Origin of the sequence: Myxococcus sp. AB025B (assembly GCF_006518215.1) — a bacterium.
GTDB classification, from domain to species: Bacteria; Myxococcota; Myxococcia; order Myxococcales; family Myxococcaceae; genus Myxococcus; species Myxococcus fulvus.
Genome location: NZ_SRLW01000012.1, coordinates 50,144 through 64,885 on the forward strand (window position 1 = coordinate 50,144; position 14,742 = coordinate 64,885).

At 67.4% G+C, this 14,742-nt stretch carries 11 protein-coding genes; 5 read left to right on the plus strand and 6 right to left on the minus strand.

The annotated features are described in order from the left end of the window. Positions 1–4: 4 nt before the first annotated feature. Complete coding sequence (locus tag FL311_RS03575) at positions 5–2,206, minus strand: transporter substrate-binding domain-containing protein (RefSeq protein ID WP_141323451.1); 2,202 nt, start codon at positions 2,204–2,206, stop codon at positions 5–7. Positions 2,207–2,390: 184 nt separating this feature from the next. Here FL311_RS03575 and FL311_RS03580 point away from each other — a divergent pair, with 184 nt between their 5' ends. Beyond that, positions 2,391–2,984, plus strand: a complete 594-nt coding sequence (locus FL311_RS03580) for an HD family hydrolase (protein WP_141323452.1) — start codon at positions 2,391–2,393, stop codon at positions 2,982–2,984. 25 nt (positions 2,985–3,009) lie between these two features. Here FL311_RS03580 and FL311_RS03585 read toward each other — a convergent pair whose 3' ends face one another. The 3 genes from FL311_RS03585 to def form a co-directional block, all read right to left on the minus strand. Then, entirely contained in the window at positions 3,010–3,858 is an 849-nt protein-coding gene (locus FL311_RS03585) for an MBL fold metallo-hydrolase (RefSeq protein ID WP_141323453.1), read from the minus strand. A 74-nt stretch (positions 3,859–3,932) separates the two neighbouring features. Beyond that, positions 3,933–4,577 carry a glutathione S-transferase family protein gene (locus FL311_RS03590; RefSeq protein ID WP_141323454.1) on the minus strand — a complete coding sequence of 215 codons (645 nt, stop codon included), beginning with the start codon at positions 4,575–4,577 and terminating at the stop codon, positions 3,933–3,935. Positions 4,578–4,715: 138 nt separating this feature from the next. Then, positions 4,716–5,318: a peptide deformylase gene (gene def, locus FL311_RS03595; protein ID WP_141323455.1), complete on the minus strand. Its 603-nt coding sequence runs from the start codon at positions 5,316–5,318 to the stop codon at positions 4,716–4,718. A 128-nt stretch (positions 5,319–5,446) separates the two neighbouring features. On the opposite strand from def, the gene FL311_RS03600 reads away from it, so the two are divergent. Then, positions 5,447–5,947: a hypothetical protein gene (locus FL311_RS03600; RefSeq protein ID WP_141323456.1), complete on the plus strand. Its 501-nt coding sequence runs from the start codon at positions 5,447–5,449 to the stop codon at positions 5,945–5,947. Positions 5,948–5,956: 9 nt separating this feature from the next. Here FL311_RS03600 and FL311_RS03605 read toward each other — a convergent pair whose 3' ends face one another. Further along, positions 5,957–7,114 carry a fatty acid desaturase gene (locus tag FL311_RS03605; RefSeq protein ID WP_141323457.1) on the minus strand — a complete coding sequence of 386 codons (1,158 nt, stop codon included), beginning with the start codon at positions 7,112–7,114 and terminating at the stop codon, positions 5,957–5,959. Between the two features lie 292 nt (positions 7,115–7,406). Here FL311_RS03605 and FL311_RS03610 point away from each other — a divergent pair, with 292 nt between their 5' ends. From FL311_RS03610 to FL311_RS03620, 3 genes are all read left to right on the plus strand, one after another. Beyond that, positions 7,407–8,615 (plus strand): type I restriction enzyme HsdR N-terminal domain-containing protein, encoded by a 1,209-nt coding sequence (locus FL311_RS03610; RefSeq protein WP_141323458.1) that lies wholly within the window; start codon positions 7,407–7,409, stop codon positions 8,613–8,615. Between the two features lie 24 nt (positions 8,616–8,639). Then, positions 8,640–10,439 carry an SIR2 family protein gene (locus FL311_RS03615; RefSeq protein WP_141323459.1) on the plus strand — a complete coding sequence of 600 codons (1,800 nt, stop codon included), beginning with the start codon at positions 8,640–8,642 and terminating at the stop codon, positions 10,437–10,439. 314 nt (positions 10,440–10,753) lie between these two features. Continuing rightward, complete coding sequence (locus tag FL311_RS03620; protein ID WP_141323460.1) at positions 10,754–11,158, plus strand: hypothetical protein; 405 nt, start codon at positions 10,754–10,756, stop codon at positions 11,156–11,158. 100 nt (positions 11,159–11,258) lie between these two features. On the opposite strand, the gene carB is transcribed toward FL311_RS03620, so the two are convergent. Continuing rightward, positions 11,259–14,513, minus strand: a complete 3,255-nt coding sequence (gene carB / locus FL311_RS03625) for a carbamoyl-phosphate synthase large subunit (protein ID WP_141323461.1) — start codon at positions 14,511–14,513, stop codon at positions 11,259–11,261. Between the last annotated feature and the right edge of the window lie 229 nt (positions 14,514–14,742).

The following is a 14,742-nucleotide window of genomic DNA, read 5'->3' on the forward strand; positions in this document are numbered from 1 at the left end:
TCCGTCAGTGCTGGACGACGGACACGTAGGCGCCGTAGCGCGTCTGGATTTCGGAGACGTACTTCACGGGCTCCGAGCCCCGGCAGTAGCCGTGCCGCGCGCGGCGGTAGTGCTTGGGCTTCTCCAGGAGGAGCATGGCCTTCTCCACGTTGCCGAACCAGCGGTTGGGGTCCAGGCCCTGCTCCTGCGCGAGCCGGCGCGCGTCCAGCACGTGGCCCAGGCCCGCGTTGTAGGAGGCCAGGGCGAAGCGCAGGCGCTGCTTGAAGGGAATCTCCGGGGCGATGCGGCCGAGGAGCTGGTGCATGTACTTCACGCCCGCGTGGATGCCCTGCTCAGGGTCCTCGAGCTTGCGGAAGCCCAGCTCGCGGCCCGTGGCGGGCATGACCTGGAAGAGGCCCTGCGCGCCCACCCAGCTGCGCGCCGTGGGGTCGAAGCGGCTCTCCTGGAACATCTGCGCCACCATCAATCGCCAGTCCATGCCGTAGCGCGAGGAGTACGAGCGCACCAGTAGGTCGTAGGGGGAGATGGTGCCCGCGGCCACGGCCGCCTCGGTGGTCGCCGGGGCCTCGGCGCGGCGTCCCTCGAAGTAGCGGCGGCGGGCCAGGTTGTATTCGGTCCCGCGGTAGGTCTTCTGCACGAAGCCGTCGAGGAAGGCGCGCAGCTTCACGCTCCCCGAGCGCACGGCGAAGGCGATGCCGTGATGTCCATCCTTGCCCGCGGGAGTGCCCTGCCCCGGCACCGTCAGCGCGGCCTCCACGTCGTCGCGATAGACGCGCTCGGCGGCGAGGATGTGGCTGTCCGTGACGGTGAAGGGAATCTCGCCGCGCGCCACGCGGTCGATGAGTGTCTCGGTGTCCTGGTCCTCGGGCTCCTCGACGACGGTGAACCCGTGCTGGGTCGCGAGGGTGCTCAGGTGGGCGAAGTGGCTGGACGTGCGACGCACGTGGAGGGACTGGCCCTTCAGGTCCGCGAGGGACGCGGGACGCGGCGAGCCGACCCGCTGCACGAGGACCTCCTCCACGAAGAGATACGGGCGACTGAAGGTGACCTCGCGCTGGCGCTCGGGCGTGACGGTGAGCGCGGCGGCGATGACGTCGCCACGGCCCTCCTTGAGCCACGTGAGCAGCTCCTCGTACGTGTCCGGGACGACGACCTCCAGGCGCACCTTGAGCGCGTCCGCGGCGAGCTTCGCCATCTGGTAGTCGAAGCCCGCCTGTTCGCCGCGATGGAGGAAGTACGTGACGGGGCTGTTGCGCGTGAGGACGCGGAGCACGCCGCGCTTGCGGATGCCGTCGAGGTCTCCGGTGAAGCGCTGCTCGCGGTGGTCGGTGAGGGCGCGCTCGACGAGGAAGGCGTCCAGCGCGGTGCGCAGCAGGGGGTTCTCCAGCCGCACGGCCCAGGCGAGGGCGCGCTTCTCCGCGACGGGGAAGAGCGCCTCGACGTCCGGGTTGTAGGTCTGGATGGCCGCGAGCAGGTGGCTGTCGACCACGGTGAGGGGCAGCTCTCCGCGGGAGACCTTCCACACGAGCTCCTCGGAGTCGAGGCTCTCGGGCTCGGGATGGACGGTGAGGCCCGGGGCCTGGGCCTGCGCGAGCGCGGCGAGGGACGCGGCGAAGGTGGAGCTGGCGCGCACGTGCACGGCGCGGCCCGCGAGGTCCTGGGGCTTGCGCGGCAGGTCCGTGGCGCCCTTCTTCCCGACGAGCACCTCGTTCACCAGGGCGATGGGACGGGTGAAGGCCAGCTCGCGGGAGCGCTCCGGGGTGACGGTGAGGTCGGCGGCGATGATGTCCCCGCGTCCCTCTTTCAGCAGGGGGATGAGCTGGTCGAAGCGCTCCACGGCGATGAGCTCGACGGCCAGGCCGTGCTTCTCGGCGAAGCGCTCCAGCAGCTCGCGGTCCTGCGAGCGGGGCGTGCCCTGGCGAGGCAGGGAGCTCTCGTCGGTGGTCTCCACGAGGATGCGCAGCACGCCGCGCTTGCGCAGGGCCGGGAGGTCACCGGTGAACGGGGGCTCGGGAGGCTTCGCGGGCTCGGCGTCGGGCGGCGTGGCTTCTGCGACGAGCGGCAGGGGTGTCTCGGGGAACGGCAGGTCTTCGGGCTCCGTGACGACGGGCGCGGCCACGGGCGCCGGCGGGGGCGCGGGAGGCTCCTGCTTGCAGGCGACGACACACACGAGCAGCGCGGCGACGAACCAACGAGACGACTCCATGGGTGCTTCCCCCTCCTCGGAGCCATGTCCGGATGCGTGGACACGCTCCCCTCGCCTCCCCTCTACCCGAGGTGACGGGGTGAACGCACGTGGGCCCAGCGAAGACGCACGCGGAGGGTTCCCGGACCTGGGACGGTGACCCACGCGGAGTACGGACGCGGGCCGGTGTACCGTGGAGGGCGACATGAAGACGAAGAGCTCGCCGCCCGTGGCCCTGTTGCGAGGACGCAAGACGCTCCCGCTCATCGAGACGTACTTCGAGCTGAACCACTTGAAGCAGCTCTTCCGGCAGGGCTGGCTGCGGGTGGGGATTCCGGCCGAACGCTGCGAGAGCGTGGCGGAGCACTCGCTCTTCGTGGCGCTGCTGTGCCTGTTCATCGCGGACAGCCACTTCCCGGAGGCGGACGCGAGCCGCGCGGTGCGCATCGCACTGCTGCATGACCTGGGTGAGGCGTACGTGGGAGACCTGACGCCACATGACGGCGTGGGGCGCGAGGACAAGCACGCGCTGGAGCGGCGGGCCATGGAGCAGCTCGTGGGGAAGCTGCCGCGCGGCGCGGAGTACCTGGCGCTCTGGGACGAGTACGAGCAGGGCACGTCGTTCGAGGCGCGGCTCGTGCGACAGGTGGACCGGCTGGAGATGGGGCTGCAGGCTTGCGTCTATGAGCACCAAGGCGCGGGAGACCTGTCCGAGTTCTTCGCGTCGGTGGAGAAGGCGCTGGAGGCGCCTGAGCTGCGAGCGGTGCTCGCGGAGCTGGAGGCACTGCGGCCGGACTGAGCTGTTCAGCGCGACAGCCGGGCGCTCAACCGAACCAGCGGCCCGACTCGGGCGCGAAGATGCGGACGCGCTCCGCGAGGGTGGGCGGCAACCGCTCACGAACGAGGGCGTGCACATCCTGCGGGCCAAGCGCCTGGCTGAAGTGCATGAGCACGAGGGCCTCGTTGCGGAAGCGGTCAGCCTGGGCGAGGAGCTCGTCGAGGTGGAGGTGCGCGCGATCTCGCGCGTCCTGCACGGAGCGCTTCGGGTCGACGAAGGTGCACTCGATGACGAGCACGCGCGAGTCGAACAAGGTCGGCTCGGTCTCCAGGATGCGCGAGAGCGTGTCCGTCGCGTAGGCGAGCTCCAGGTGGTCCACCTGGGTGAAGAGGTCCTCACCAGCCTTTCGACGTTGGGCGATCTCCTGCGGCGGCAGCGCGAGGAACTCGGGCCGCAGCTTCGTCGCGCGGCGGAAGAACTGATAGCCGAGCGAGGGCACGGGATGATGCGTACGGAAGGCGCGCACGTGGAGCCCCTGCCCCAGGGGCTGCACATCTCCGTGCCGCATGGGGACGGTGGTCACCTCCATCGACGTGTGATGGAGCCGGGAGAGGACCTGGAGTGCCTCGTGGACGGGCGCCTCGATTTCGGCGGGGATGAAGAGCTGTGGAGCGCCCTTCCCCATCAACCGGCGGATGCCGAGCAGCGCCCCGAGCGCGCTGGCGTGGTCCGGGTGCGCGTGGCTGAGAAAGATGCGATCGCACCCGGCGAACGAGCGGATGGGGATGCCGACGTCGAGCACCACGTCCAGCTCGGGCACCTGGAGGGAGGTGTAGACACCGCCGACGGAGATGCCTCGGACGGTATAGGGACCTGCCTGGACCTCGGTGATCATCGCCGTCGCTTATCGCGCGACTCGTGTCACGTCGCAACCCGGGGCGCGGTGGGCCCCGGGCGTGACGCGAGTGCTCAGGTGTCGAAGCGGAAGGTCGTCTCGACGCACGAGGCGCGCTGGCCGAAGCGCTGACAGAACGCGGTGAGCGCCGCGTAGGGGGTGGTGTCCAGCACCTCGCGGAACGACAGGTGCATCACGAGGCAATACAGGGAGACCTCGAGGAAGCTCACACTTCGCTCCGAGGAGAGCTCGGCGAGCGCGGCGTCCACGTTCTGCTCCAGCCACGCCATCATGTTGAGCAGGCTCGTGCGCAGCTTGTCGTGGTGAGCCCCGGACTGGGCCCCGCCCCCCACCTTGGACATGACGATCGTCACCTCCGTGGCCATGGTCTGGAGGACCAGCTCCTGCATGTTGGCGGACAGGGACTCGGTCAGGTCCTCGGGCCACAGCACGCGGGCCTTGTGGGTGGCGTGGCGCCGCAGCTCGCGACAGACATTGAGCGTACCGAACCACGAGCCTCGGGCCGTGCGCAGCACGGGAATCTTGAGCGCGGGATTGCCGCCGTAGTCCTGGAGATTGGGCGACATGATGTCGCGCAGGATGTGGAAGTCGTAGGCGACGCCCAGCTCCGCCGCGAAGATGCGCGCGATGCGGGTGAAGTGAGAGCTCGAGCGGCCAATCAGGATGGGCCGGGTGAGGTCTTCGTTCGCGACAGTCATCGGTGTTCCCCCGTCAGGGTTTGACGGAGGCCACCGTAGGCGCTCCCCTCTCCGGGTACAACGCGCGGAGGGCTCGACTTCGCGCTGTACCGCTGCGGGCCCATCGAAGCTGTGCTCCTCGACGAGCCTCCCAGGGCCTCACTCGGCGTCGGAGGGAATCCGGAGCGCGGACCGCACCTCGGCGGTGGAGCGCCCGGCCCAGTGGCGACGATGGTTCTCCCCCGTCGTGAAGCTGCGAGTGGCCATCCGGTCGACGTAGAGCGTGCCGTCGAGGTGGTCCAGCTCGTGCTGGAGGATGCGGGCGTACCAGCCCGTCGCGCGAATCGTCACGGGGCGGCCCTGCTCATCCAGCGCGTCCACGCGCACGCCGCGCGCTCGGGCCACGAGCGCCGCGAAGCCGTTCACGCTAAGGCAGCCCTCATGGAACTCGGCGGGGGTCGAGTCCTCCACCGTCAGCTTCGGGTTGATGAGCACATGGAAGGGCACCGGCTGGCGCTCACGCGCCGCGAGGTCCGCGGGCGCCACGCCGGCCTGGTACTCCGCGCGGTCCTCGATGACGACCAGGCGAAGGCCCACGCCGACCTGGGGCGCAGCGAGCCCCACGCCCGGGGCGTCTCGCATCGTGTCGCGCATCAACACGATGAGCCGCTGAATCTCCGGACTGCCAATCTCCTCGGGCGTCAGGTCTCGCGCCTGTTGACGCAGTACCGGCTCTCCCGCCTGGACGATCTTGAGCACCATGCGGCGAGCGTAGCAGGCGAACGGGAGTCCCCTGCCGCCGAAAGACGGCGGCCCGCGATTCGTCTGTCAGGCCACGCTGTTCGCCCCCCATTGGCCTGGCTTGTGAGCAGAGGTTAGGCTGCGGTCCCATGGCTCGTCGCAAGAAGGCCGATGAGATCGCCGCGCGTGTCCGCAACCTGATTGCGATGGACGCGGCTGGAATCATGCGCCGGTTGGAAGCAAGGCGTGACGAGATGTTCGCGCTCTTCTCGCGTTTGCGCAGCCGGGAGCCGCTGCTGGAGACCATCGCCTCGCGGTACGCGGAGGGGGCCTTCGAGCAGCTCATCCACCTGCCCGAGCAGGAGCAGGCGGTGGTGGACCGGTACTACACGCACCTGGACGAGCTGCGCTGGTACTTCACGTACACCGAGGACATGCCCGGCACGGCGCAGGTGAACTTCATCAAGCTGCACAAGCGGCTGGAGGAGTCCTATCGGGTGCTCGTGGTGACGCTCGGGCCGCCGGTCTCCGCCGATGGCGCGCGGGTGGTGGACGCGGAGGTCCTGCGCCGAGAGGACAACGGTGGCACGGCGGAGAAGACGCTGACGCGGGCCATGCCGCCCCGCCAGCGTCGCGCGTCGCCGAGCTGAGCCCTGGAGTCAGGCCACGTGAGCCTGGAGTGACTCGGGGGCGACGGGAGCGGTCTCCGCGCTCTCGCGCGGGGTGAGCTTGCGCATGGAGCGCTTGCCCACGACGACATCCACCATCTTCCGGACGCGGGTCCAGACGCTCTCCTGGACATAGGGGATGCCGTACTTCTGGCAGAGCGCGAGGACCTTGGGCTGGGCCTCGCGGTACTTGAGCATCGGCAGGTCGGGCCAGATGTGGTGTTCGATCTGGTAGTTCAGCCAGAGGTGGGCGAAGTCGTTGAGGTCTCCGCCGGTGCGGTAGTTGGCGCTACCGATGACCTGCTGGACGTAGCGCTCGCCCTTGTTCGCGGGGGACGTGTCGAAGCGATACAGGTCCTCGCCGGTGTGGTTGGGGCCGACGACGAGGAACGTGTGGACGCTGGTGAGCACGTCCGCCATCAGCGAGTTGCAGAACGCGCTGAACGCCGCCCAGGGACCGATGATGAGGAACAGGGCCGGGAAGAGGACGAACTGGACGGCGGCGTACGGGAAGTAGCAGCGAAGCAGCAGCTCCTTCCACTCGGCGCCGGAGAGCGAGCCGCCATCACGACGGCCCTTGCGGCGCAGGGCGCTGAGCGTCTCGGGGGCGTAGTACGAGGCGCGCCAGGTGAGGGCCAGGAGGGTGAGCTGGACGTAGCGCAGGAACAGGGGCCGGGCCGGGTTGCGCAGCGTGCCCTCCGCGTTGCGCTCGAGGAGGTCGGGGTCCGACTCCTCACCGGTGTACGAGTGGTGGAGGACGTTGTGCTCGAACACCCAGGCATCCGGGAGCATCCAGTCGAGCCAATCGAGGTAGCGGCGTGCGCCCTTGGCGAAGCCCTTGCCGGTGCGGGATGCGGGGAGCCCTGGGACACGGTCATAGCCGCGGTGCCCCACGTGATGCATGAGGAGCCAGCGCGTCGAGCGGCCCACACTGAGCGCGGCGGCGCTGAACGGGTTCGGGGCGATCCAACAGGTGGCGATGCCCAGCAGCGTGCCGATGCGGCCCCAGCGCTCGATCTTGCGGAGGTGCTTCGCATCCGCCTCGCCCAGATTGGCGTCGAGTTCCGCGCGCAGTGCCTTCAGGTCCCGGTGGAAGCCCTCCACGTCCACGGAGGCGATGTTGAACGCGGGGGGCAGAGACGACGACATGCGTGAAGCTCCTCGGGGGAGGATGTAGGTCCAGGGGCGGAAGCAGCGCGTCAAGGGTAGCCGCCCAAGCGTGGGACGGGAAGCGCTTCCGTCCGGCGACGAAGGCAGAGCACACCGCGAGCGAACCCAATGCCTGATGCAATACCACCACGGTAGTAGGGTCAATGCGTGACACAGGGTCTGCCTTGACCTTGCTCAAACAGCCGGCACCGAGAGGTGTTTGAGTGATTCGCGCCATGCGTTAGCGTGTAAGGGATGCGGCGGTGCGCCGTGCACGACGTGGGGGAACGACATGGGCCTTGGCGAAGATTTGCGACTGCTGTCCGAGCAGGTTCGTAAGCGGCAGGCGTTCATCAAGGGAGAGGAGGCCACGAAGCAGGCTCTCATCCTCCCGTTCATCCAAGCGCTGGGTTACGACATCTACGATCCCACGGAGACGCAGCCGGAGTACGTCGCGGACTTCGCCAAGAAGCGCGGCGGCGTCATGGAGAAGGTGGACTATGCGCTGCACCTGAAGGGGCAGCCCGCGCTCTTCATCGAGTGCAAGGCCGCGGACGCGGTTCCCGAGGACCACGACGGACAACTGGCGCGCTACTTCAACGCCACGCCGTCCGTGCGCATCGGAGTCGTGACGAATGGCACGCGCTACCGGTTCTTCACCGACCTCCAGTCCTCCAACATGATGGATGCGACTCCGTTCATGGAGTTCAACGTCCTCAACTTCTCGGATCGGGATGTCGAGCTACTCAGGCCCTTCACGAAGGAGTCCTTCGACGCGACATCCATCCAGGGGCACGCCGAGGAGATCATCTTCGTGGGCAAGGTCACGGCGCTCATCAATGAACTGCTGCGCAATCCCTCGGAGAGCTTCGTCCGGTTCCTGTTGGCGGAGGTCGAGCTGGTCTCCGGGCGCGTGACTCGCAACGTGGTCGATCGCTTCGTCCCCATCGTGAAGAAGTCCATCCAGACCACGCTCCTTGACATGATGACGAAGTCCATCCAACAGGAGATCGCCCAGCCCAATCCGCCGAGTGCCACCGCGCCGAGCCCCGCGGAGGCGCTGCAACGAACTGCGGAGGTCGCCGAGGCGCCGGCGGTGCCGCAAATCGAGACCACGGAGCTCGAGCTGGAGATCTTCCGGATCGTCCAGAAGCAGTGCGCCGAGTCCGCGCTCAGGCAGTCCATCAGTTACAAGGACTCGACCACGTACTTTGGCATCAACCTGGGCAAGGTGACGTCCTGGTTCCTCCGGGCCTTCACCAACGGAAAGAAGAAGTCGCTCGTCACCCGACTGCCGGCGGAGCAAGCGGCGATGCTCGCTCCGGGTTTCGAGGTGGAGGCGGCACCGGACGGCATCGGCAAGAGCCGCATCTACTTCAACGCGTCTGGCGACATCGAGAAGCTCCGGACGCTGGTGCTCGTCGCCTACGAGGAGGAAGCCAGGCGACAGAGCAGCGGTAACGCCGATGGTGGCTCCTCCGAGAACACGACGTCAGTTTGACCTACTCAGGAACCCGCCCCACTCATGCCCGTTGAAGCCCTTGAACGACTCGCGTCACCCAACTCCCTGCTCAACTCGCTGAGCAACAGCGACAAGAAGATTGCCTTTCTTGTGGGTTCTCCGTTGTCGATGCCGGACACACCGGGATCCCCCGGTGTCCCAGGCACCGCGGAGATGGTCAGGCGCGCCAGGGCGGCAGCAGGCGCGAAGGCAGAGGCCGAGTTCGATGCCACTCTTGCGACGGCGGACAGCACACGGCAGTACCAACTCGCGATGCAGCTCCTTAGGAGCTGGAGCAATCAGGAGGCGGTCAATCGGGTCATTCGCGAAGCCGTGTTGCAAGCCAGGCTGACTGCATCCTCCGCCGAGACCGCTGACGTCCAGCGCTTCGACGAAGACCACCACGGTTGGTACCTGCCTGCCGCGACGCGAGATCTCGGAAAGCTGGTCGTATCGTTCCCCGAGCGATTCGGTCCCATCCTGACGACCAATTTCGACCCCCTCATCTCCGTTGCCATTCGGCAAGCGGGGGGCCGGGTGTCGCAGGTCATTCTTCACGCAGACGGACGACTGGATGCCGTGCGGCCCGAGCGGGGCGACCATAGCGTCGTCCATCTGCATGGGTACTGGACCCGCTCGGATACGCTTCACACCCCGATACAGTTGACCCAGGAACGCCCGAATCTTGACGCATCACTCCAGTCACTTCTGCGTGAGTACATCCTGGTGGTGGTTGGCTACGGCGGATGGGACGATATCGTCACGCAGGCCCTGGCGAAGTGTGGCCATGACACTCACGCCAATGTGGACATCGTCTGGGCCTTCTATGAGTCGGATAGTGCCCTGGTCCACTTTCGATACAAGTCTCTCATCTCGAGCATTGGCTCCATTTCCGGACGCGGCCGGTTCCGCATGTACGGAGGCATCAACTGTCACACGATGTTCAAGGACCTCCATAGGGAAATTGAACGTCTGGCAACACCTACGTCCATTGCTCCGCCCCCCTCCGTGCCCAAGGAGGTCCTCGTTCCGGTCGCAGCCCCACCTCTCCCGAGTCCGGCCGACGTCGTGAAGGCCGTGCCTCCAGCGCCCCCTGCGACCACCGCCGGGCGAGTCGATCCACCCGTGGCTCCGACAGCGAGCCTCCCCCCGACGAAAGTCGAACCTTCAAGAACGCGCTTCGGGCCACACCTGCTGGCCTTTCTGCTATTGGGCGGAGTGGGACTGCTGTACCTGCGCCAGTCCCAGCCGACCTCCCAACGCCCCGAGCCCACCACGCCCTCGCCAGAGCGCGGAAGTTCCCAGCGCCAAAGGGAGTCGAGAGGGAGCAACCCCGACCTGCCGATCGTCCCTGTCGCGCAGCAGCCCGCGCCACCGCGAGCCGTTCACATCAGCGGCCTTGTCGGTGCTCCGACGCACCCCTCCACCATCGAGGGGCTCCGCAACAAGAACCAGGTCAGTCTCATCCCTCGAAGCAACAGACCTCAACGTGCGAACGACATGCCCGAGGGTTCCTACGGTTTCGCGCCAACAGAGACGGTCTATCAGTTGAGAGCGGCCACCGTCGTCGCCTCCCCGATGGGCGAAGCCTTCGAACTCCACCGCCTTCGAAACGACACCTTCACCCTGGTTGGCTACGTCCAGCCCGCGAGCCGAACGGCCTTCGACCAAGGGCGAGCCATGAACCTCGTGCTCGCTCCGCGTCCTGACTCGGAACGACAGCAACTCCTCGGTGTCCCCTTCCAGCGGATTTCCTCCTTGGGGCTGCGTTCGGACGGAGGAAGCCGAGTCCTCTTGGTGTCGCTGAGCGAAGCACCTCACTGACTTTCACATCCGAGGCTCAGCCCACCGCGCCTCATTGAATCCTTCACGTCGCATCAACTGAAAAGCTCATGCACAAATCCCTGTTTCTGGCTGTACTCGCCGTTGTGTTGATGGGAGCGGATGAAGGTGGCTGCGGAGATACCTCCGAGCCGCTACCGCCCCCGCTGGTGGAATGCACCCCGGAGTCGTGTTCGGGCTGCTGCCAGGGAACCATCTGTATCGCGGGGAACACGACGAACGCCTGTGGGAACAGCGGCCTCTACTGTTCCGCGTGCGTGGGTTTGAACTCCTGCAATGTCGAGCGACGAGAGTGCGTGCTGGATGTCTCCTCCTTGGTGGCCATCCAGCCCTCTCAGGCCACCATCTCCGCGCAGGATCCCAACGACAACCTTGACTGGGACGTCGATGGCTCGGCGCCGGATGTGGTCGTCGAGCTGCGGTGCCCGACTTCCGTCGCTGGCGAGCCGCTGGTGACGCGGACACCCGAGATCTCCAGCTGGACGCCCCAGTGGAGCACGGGTGGCTGCTCCACCTCTGCGGAGGTGCTGCTCGCCCAGCCCATCGAGTTCAAGGTCCTCGATATCGACACGCTCCTAGACGACGAGATTGGAACCATCAAGCACCAGCTCACCCAGGATGAGCTCAAGGCAGGCACGGTCTCCCTCTCCCTGCCGCCCGCAATCACCTCGCTGACTGTGACGCTGTCTCGGGCTCGGTAACCATTCAACCGAGGCATTCCTCCCCCGGAAGCACCACGGCCCCGCTCCCAACTCAGGGGAACGGGGCCGTGCTTCACCTCAGGACCAACCGCCCTGAGCCCTACCGGCGCGCCTTGCCCGGCACCGTGCTCGTGACGCCCAGATACTCCTGGAGCGGCTTGACCTCCAGGTCCGCCCGCTTGAGCGACTCCAGCGCGCCCACCGCCATGCGCGCCGCCTGCACCGTCGTGTAGTACGGCACCGAGTGCATCAACGACTCACGGCGAATGGAGAAGCTGTCCGCGATCTCCTGCTTGCCGAAGGTGGTGTTGATGACCAGCACGATCTCCCCGTCGACGATCTTGTCGACGATGTTCGGCCGGCCCTCCTTCACCTTCTGCACCACCTGCGCCTCGATGCCCTTCGTCGCCAGGTACTTGTGCGTCCCCGCCGTCACGATGAGCGTGAACCCCATCGCCCGCAGGCGCCGCGCCAGGTCCACCACCGCCGGCTTGTCATCGTCCTTCACGGAGATGAACACCTTGCCGCTCTTCGGCAGCTTCACCCCTGCCGCCAGCTGGCTCTTGGCGAAGGCCGACGCGTAGTCCTGCGCCAGCCCCATCACCTCGCCCGTCGACTTCATCTCCGGCCCGAGGATGACGTCCACCCCCGCGAAGCGCGCGAAGGGGAACACGCTCTCCTTCACCGCGACGTGGTTCATCTGAGGCTCCTGCGTCGCCCCCAGCTCCGCCAGCGTCTTGCCCACCATGCACAGCGCGGCGATCTTCGCCATCGCCACACCCGTGGCCTTCGAGATGAACGGCACCGTGCGGCTCGCACGCGGGTTCACCTCCAGGATGTAGATGGTCTTCCCCTGGATGGCGAACTGCACGTTCATCAGCCCCACCACCCCCAGCTCCTGCGCCAGCGCAATCGCCTGGTCCTTCATCCGCTCCACCAGGTCCGGCGACAGCGAGTGCGGAGGCAGCGTCGCCGCCGCGTCACCCGAGTGCACCCCGGCCTCCTGGATGTGCTCCAGCACCCCGCCAATCATCACCGCGCCCGTCCGGTCCGCCACCAGGTCCAGGTCCACCTCGATGGCGTCCTTCAGGAACCGGTCGATGAGCACCGGGTGCTCCGGCGACGCGCTCACCGCCTCGCGCATGTACCGCTCCAGGCTGGCCGCGTCGTACACCGTCTCCATCGCCCGCCCACCCAGCACGTACGAGGGACGCACCATCACCGGATAGCCGATGCGCTCGGCCACCTTGAACGCCTCCGCGTGGCTGCGCGCCACCCCGTTCTCCGGCTGCGTCAGCCCCAGCTTCTCGATGAGCGCGCTGAACCGCTCACGGTCCTCCGCCCGGTCAATCGCGTCCGGCGGCGTCCCCAGAATCGGCAGGCCCGCCTTCTCGAGCGGCACCGAGATGCGCAGCGGCGTCTGCCCACCGAACTGCACAATCGCCCCCACCGGCTTCTCGCGCTGCGACACCTCGAGCACGTCTTCAATCGTCAGCGGCTCGAAGTACAGCCGGTCCGACGTGTCGTAGTCCGTCGACACCGTCTCCGGGTTGCAGTTGACCATCACCGTCTCGTACCCGGCCTCGCGCAGCGCGAAGGCCGCGTGCACGCACGCGTAGTCGAACTCGATGCCCTGCCCAATCCGGATGGGACCGCTGCCCAGGATGAGCACCTTCTGCCGGTCCGTCGGAGGCGCCTCGTCCTCCTCCTCGTACGTCGAGTACAGGTAGGGCGTGAACGCCTCGAACTCCGCCGCGCACGTGTCCACCCGCTTGAACACCGGACGGATGTTGCGCGAGTGCCGGTGCGCTCGCACCTCCTCCTCCGGGTAGCCGAGCAGCTTGCCCAGGTACTTGTCGGAGAAGCCGTGCGCCTTCGCCTGCCGCAGCACCTCGTCCGGCAGCTGATCCAACCGGCCGTACTCCTGGATGGACTGCGCCTCGCGCACCAGCATCTCGATGTAGCGCAGGAACCACGGGTCGATGGCGGACAGCTGGTGCACGTCCGCCACCGTCAGGCCCTCGCGGAAGGCCTGGGCCACGAACCACGGCCGCTCGGGGCGCGGGATGCGCAGGGCCTCGCGCAGCACCTTCTCGCGCTCCTCCTTCTCCTGCGGCAGCTCGGGCGGCTCCAGCCCCACGCGCCCCAGCTCCATCGAGCGCAGCGCCTTCATGTACGCCTCGGGGAAGGTCCGGCCGATGGCCATCACCTCACCCACCGAGCGCATGCTCGTGGTCAGCGTCCGGTCCGCGTGCGGGAACTTCTCGAAGTTGAAGCGCGGCACCTTCACCACCACGTAGTCCAGCGTCGGCTCGAACGAGGCCGGCGTGTCGCGGGTGATGTCGTTGCGCAGCTCGTCCAGCGTGTAGCCCAGGGCCAGCTTCGCGGCGATCTTCGCGATGGGATACCCCGTTGCCTTCGACGCCAGCGCGCTGGAGCGCGACACGCGCGGGTTCATCTCGATGACCACCATGCGGCCATCCTTCGGGTGGATGCCGAACTGGATGTTGCTGCCACCCGTGTCGACGCCAATCTCCCGGATGATGGCCAAGGACGCCTGACGCATCCGCTGATACTCGCGGTCCGTCAGCGTCTGCGCGGGCGCCACCGTGATCGAGTCACCCGTGTGCACCCCCATGGGGTCCAGGTTCTCGATGGAGCAGACGATGATGACGTTGTCCGCCGTGTCGCGGACCACCTCCAGCTCGTACTCCTTCCACCCCAGCACGCTCTCCTCGACGAGGATGGTGGACGTGGGCGAGGCCTTCAGGCCCGAGCGGCAGATGGTCTCGAACTCCTCGCGGTTGTAGGCGATTCCGCCGCCGGTGCCGCCGAGCGTGAAGGAGGGCCGGATGATGGCCGGGAAGCCGATCTCCTCCACCAGCGCCATGGCCTGGTCGAGCGTCGTCGCGTAGCCGCTCTTGGGCAGCGCCACGCCGATCTTCTGCATCGCCGCCTTGAAGAGCTGCCGGTCCTCGGCCTTGTTGATGGCCTCCAGCGACGCACCAATCAGCCGCACCCCGTACTTCTCCAGGATGCCCTGCTCGGCGAGCGCCTTGGCCAGGTTGAGGGCCGTCTGGCCACCCATCGTCGGCAGCAGCGAGTCCGGCCGCTCGGCGGCGAGGATGCGCTCCGCCGCGTCGACGGTGATGGGCTCGATATAGGTGCGAAAGGCGAATTCGGGGTCCGTCATCACCGTGGCGGGGTTGCTGTTGAGCAGCACCACCTCCACGCCTTCATCCCGGAGAGCCTTGATGGCTTGAGTACCGGAGTAGTCGAACTCGACGGCCTGCCCGATGACAATCGGGCCCGAGCCAATCACCAGAACCTTGCGGATATCGGTACGCTTGGGCATCGGGGCGCCCCCATACCAACCTCTGCCCCGGCATGCACGGATGTTATGTGGCCGTGTCCTGCCGGCCGCCCAGCCGCCCGGTGCGCCGGGTCCACACCCGGCACGCGCCAGGGCGCCCCGCTCTGCTACGCTCCGCCCCTTCTCGGAGGTCGCATGCGTCGCTGGTCCCTGGCCCTCATCCTCTCCCTCACCTCGCCCGCGCTCGCCCTGGCGCAGGAGACGCCCGAGC

What these genes read in the sequence shown, in the direction of transcription:
- FL311_RS03585 (WP_141323453.1), bottom strand. Translation starts at nt 3,858, where the DNA reads ATGATCACCGAGGTCCAGGCAGGTCCCTATACCGTCCGAGGCATCTCC.
- FL311_RS03610 (WP_141323458.1), top strand. Translation starts at nt 7,407, where the DNA reads ATGGGCCTTGGCGAAGATTTGCGACTGCTGTCCGAGCAGGTTCGTAAG.
- FL311_RS03575 (WP_141323451.1), bottom strand. Translation starts at nt 2,206, where the DNA reads ATGGAGTCGTCTCGTTGGTTCGTCGCCGCGCTGCTCGTGTGTGTCGTC.
- FL311_RS03590 (WP_141323454.1), bottom strand. Translation starts at nt 4,577, where the DNA reads ATGACTGTCGCGAACGAAGACCTCACCCGGCCCATCCTGATTGGCCGC.
- FL311_RS03615 (WP_141323459.1), top strand. Translation starts at nt 8,640, where the DNA reads ATGCCCGTTGAAGCCCTTGAACGACTCGCGTCACCCAACTCCCTGCTC.
- FL311_RS03605 (WP_141323457.1), bottom strand. Translation starts at nt 7,114, where the DNA reads ATGTCGTCGTCTCTGCCCCCCGCGTTCAACATCGCCTCCGTGGACGTG.
- def (WP_141323455.1), bottom strand. Translation starts at nt 5,318, where the DNA reads ATGGTGCTCAAGATCGTCCAGGCGGGAGAGCCGGTACTGCGTCAACAG.
- FL311_RS03600 (WP_141323456.1), top strand. Translation starts at nt 5,447, where the DNA reads ATGGCTCGTCGCAAGAAGGCCGATGAGATCGCCGCGCGTGTCCGCAAC.
- carB (WP_141323461.1), bottom strand. Translation starts at nt 14,513, where the DNA reads ATGCCCAAGCGTACCGATATCCGCAAGGTTCTGGTGATTGGCTCGGGC.
- FL311_RS03580 (WP_141323452.1), top strand. Translation starts at nt 2,391, where the DNA reads ATGAAGACGAAGAGCTCGCCGCCCGTGGCCCTGTTGCGAGGACGCAAG.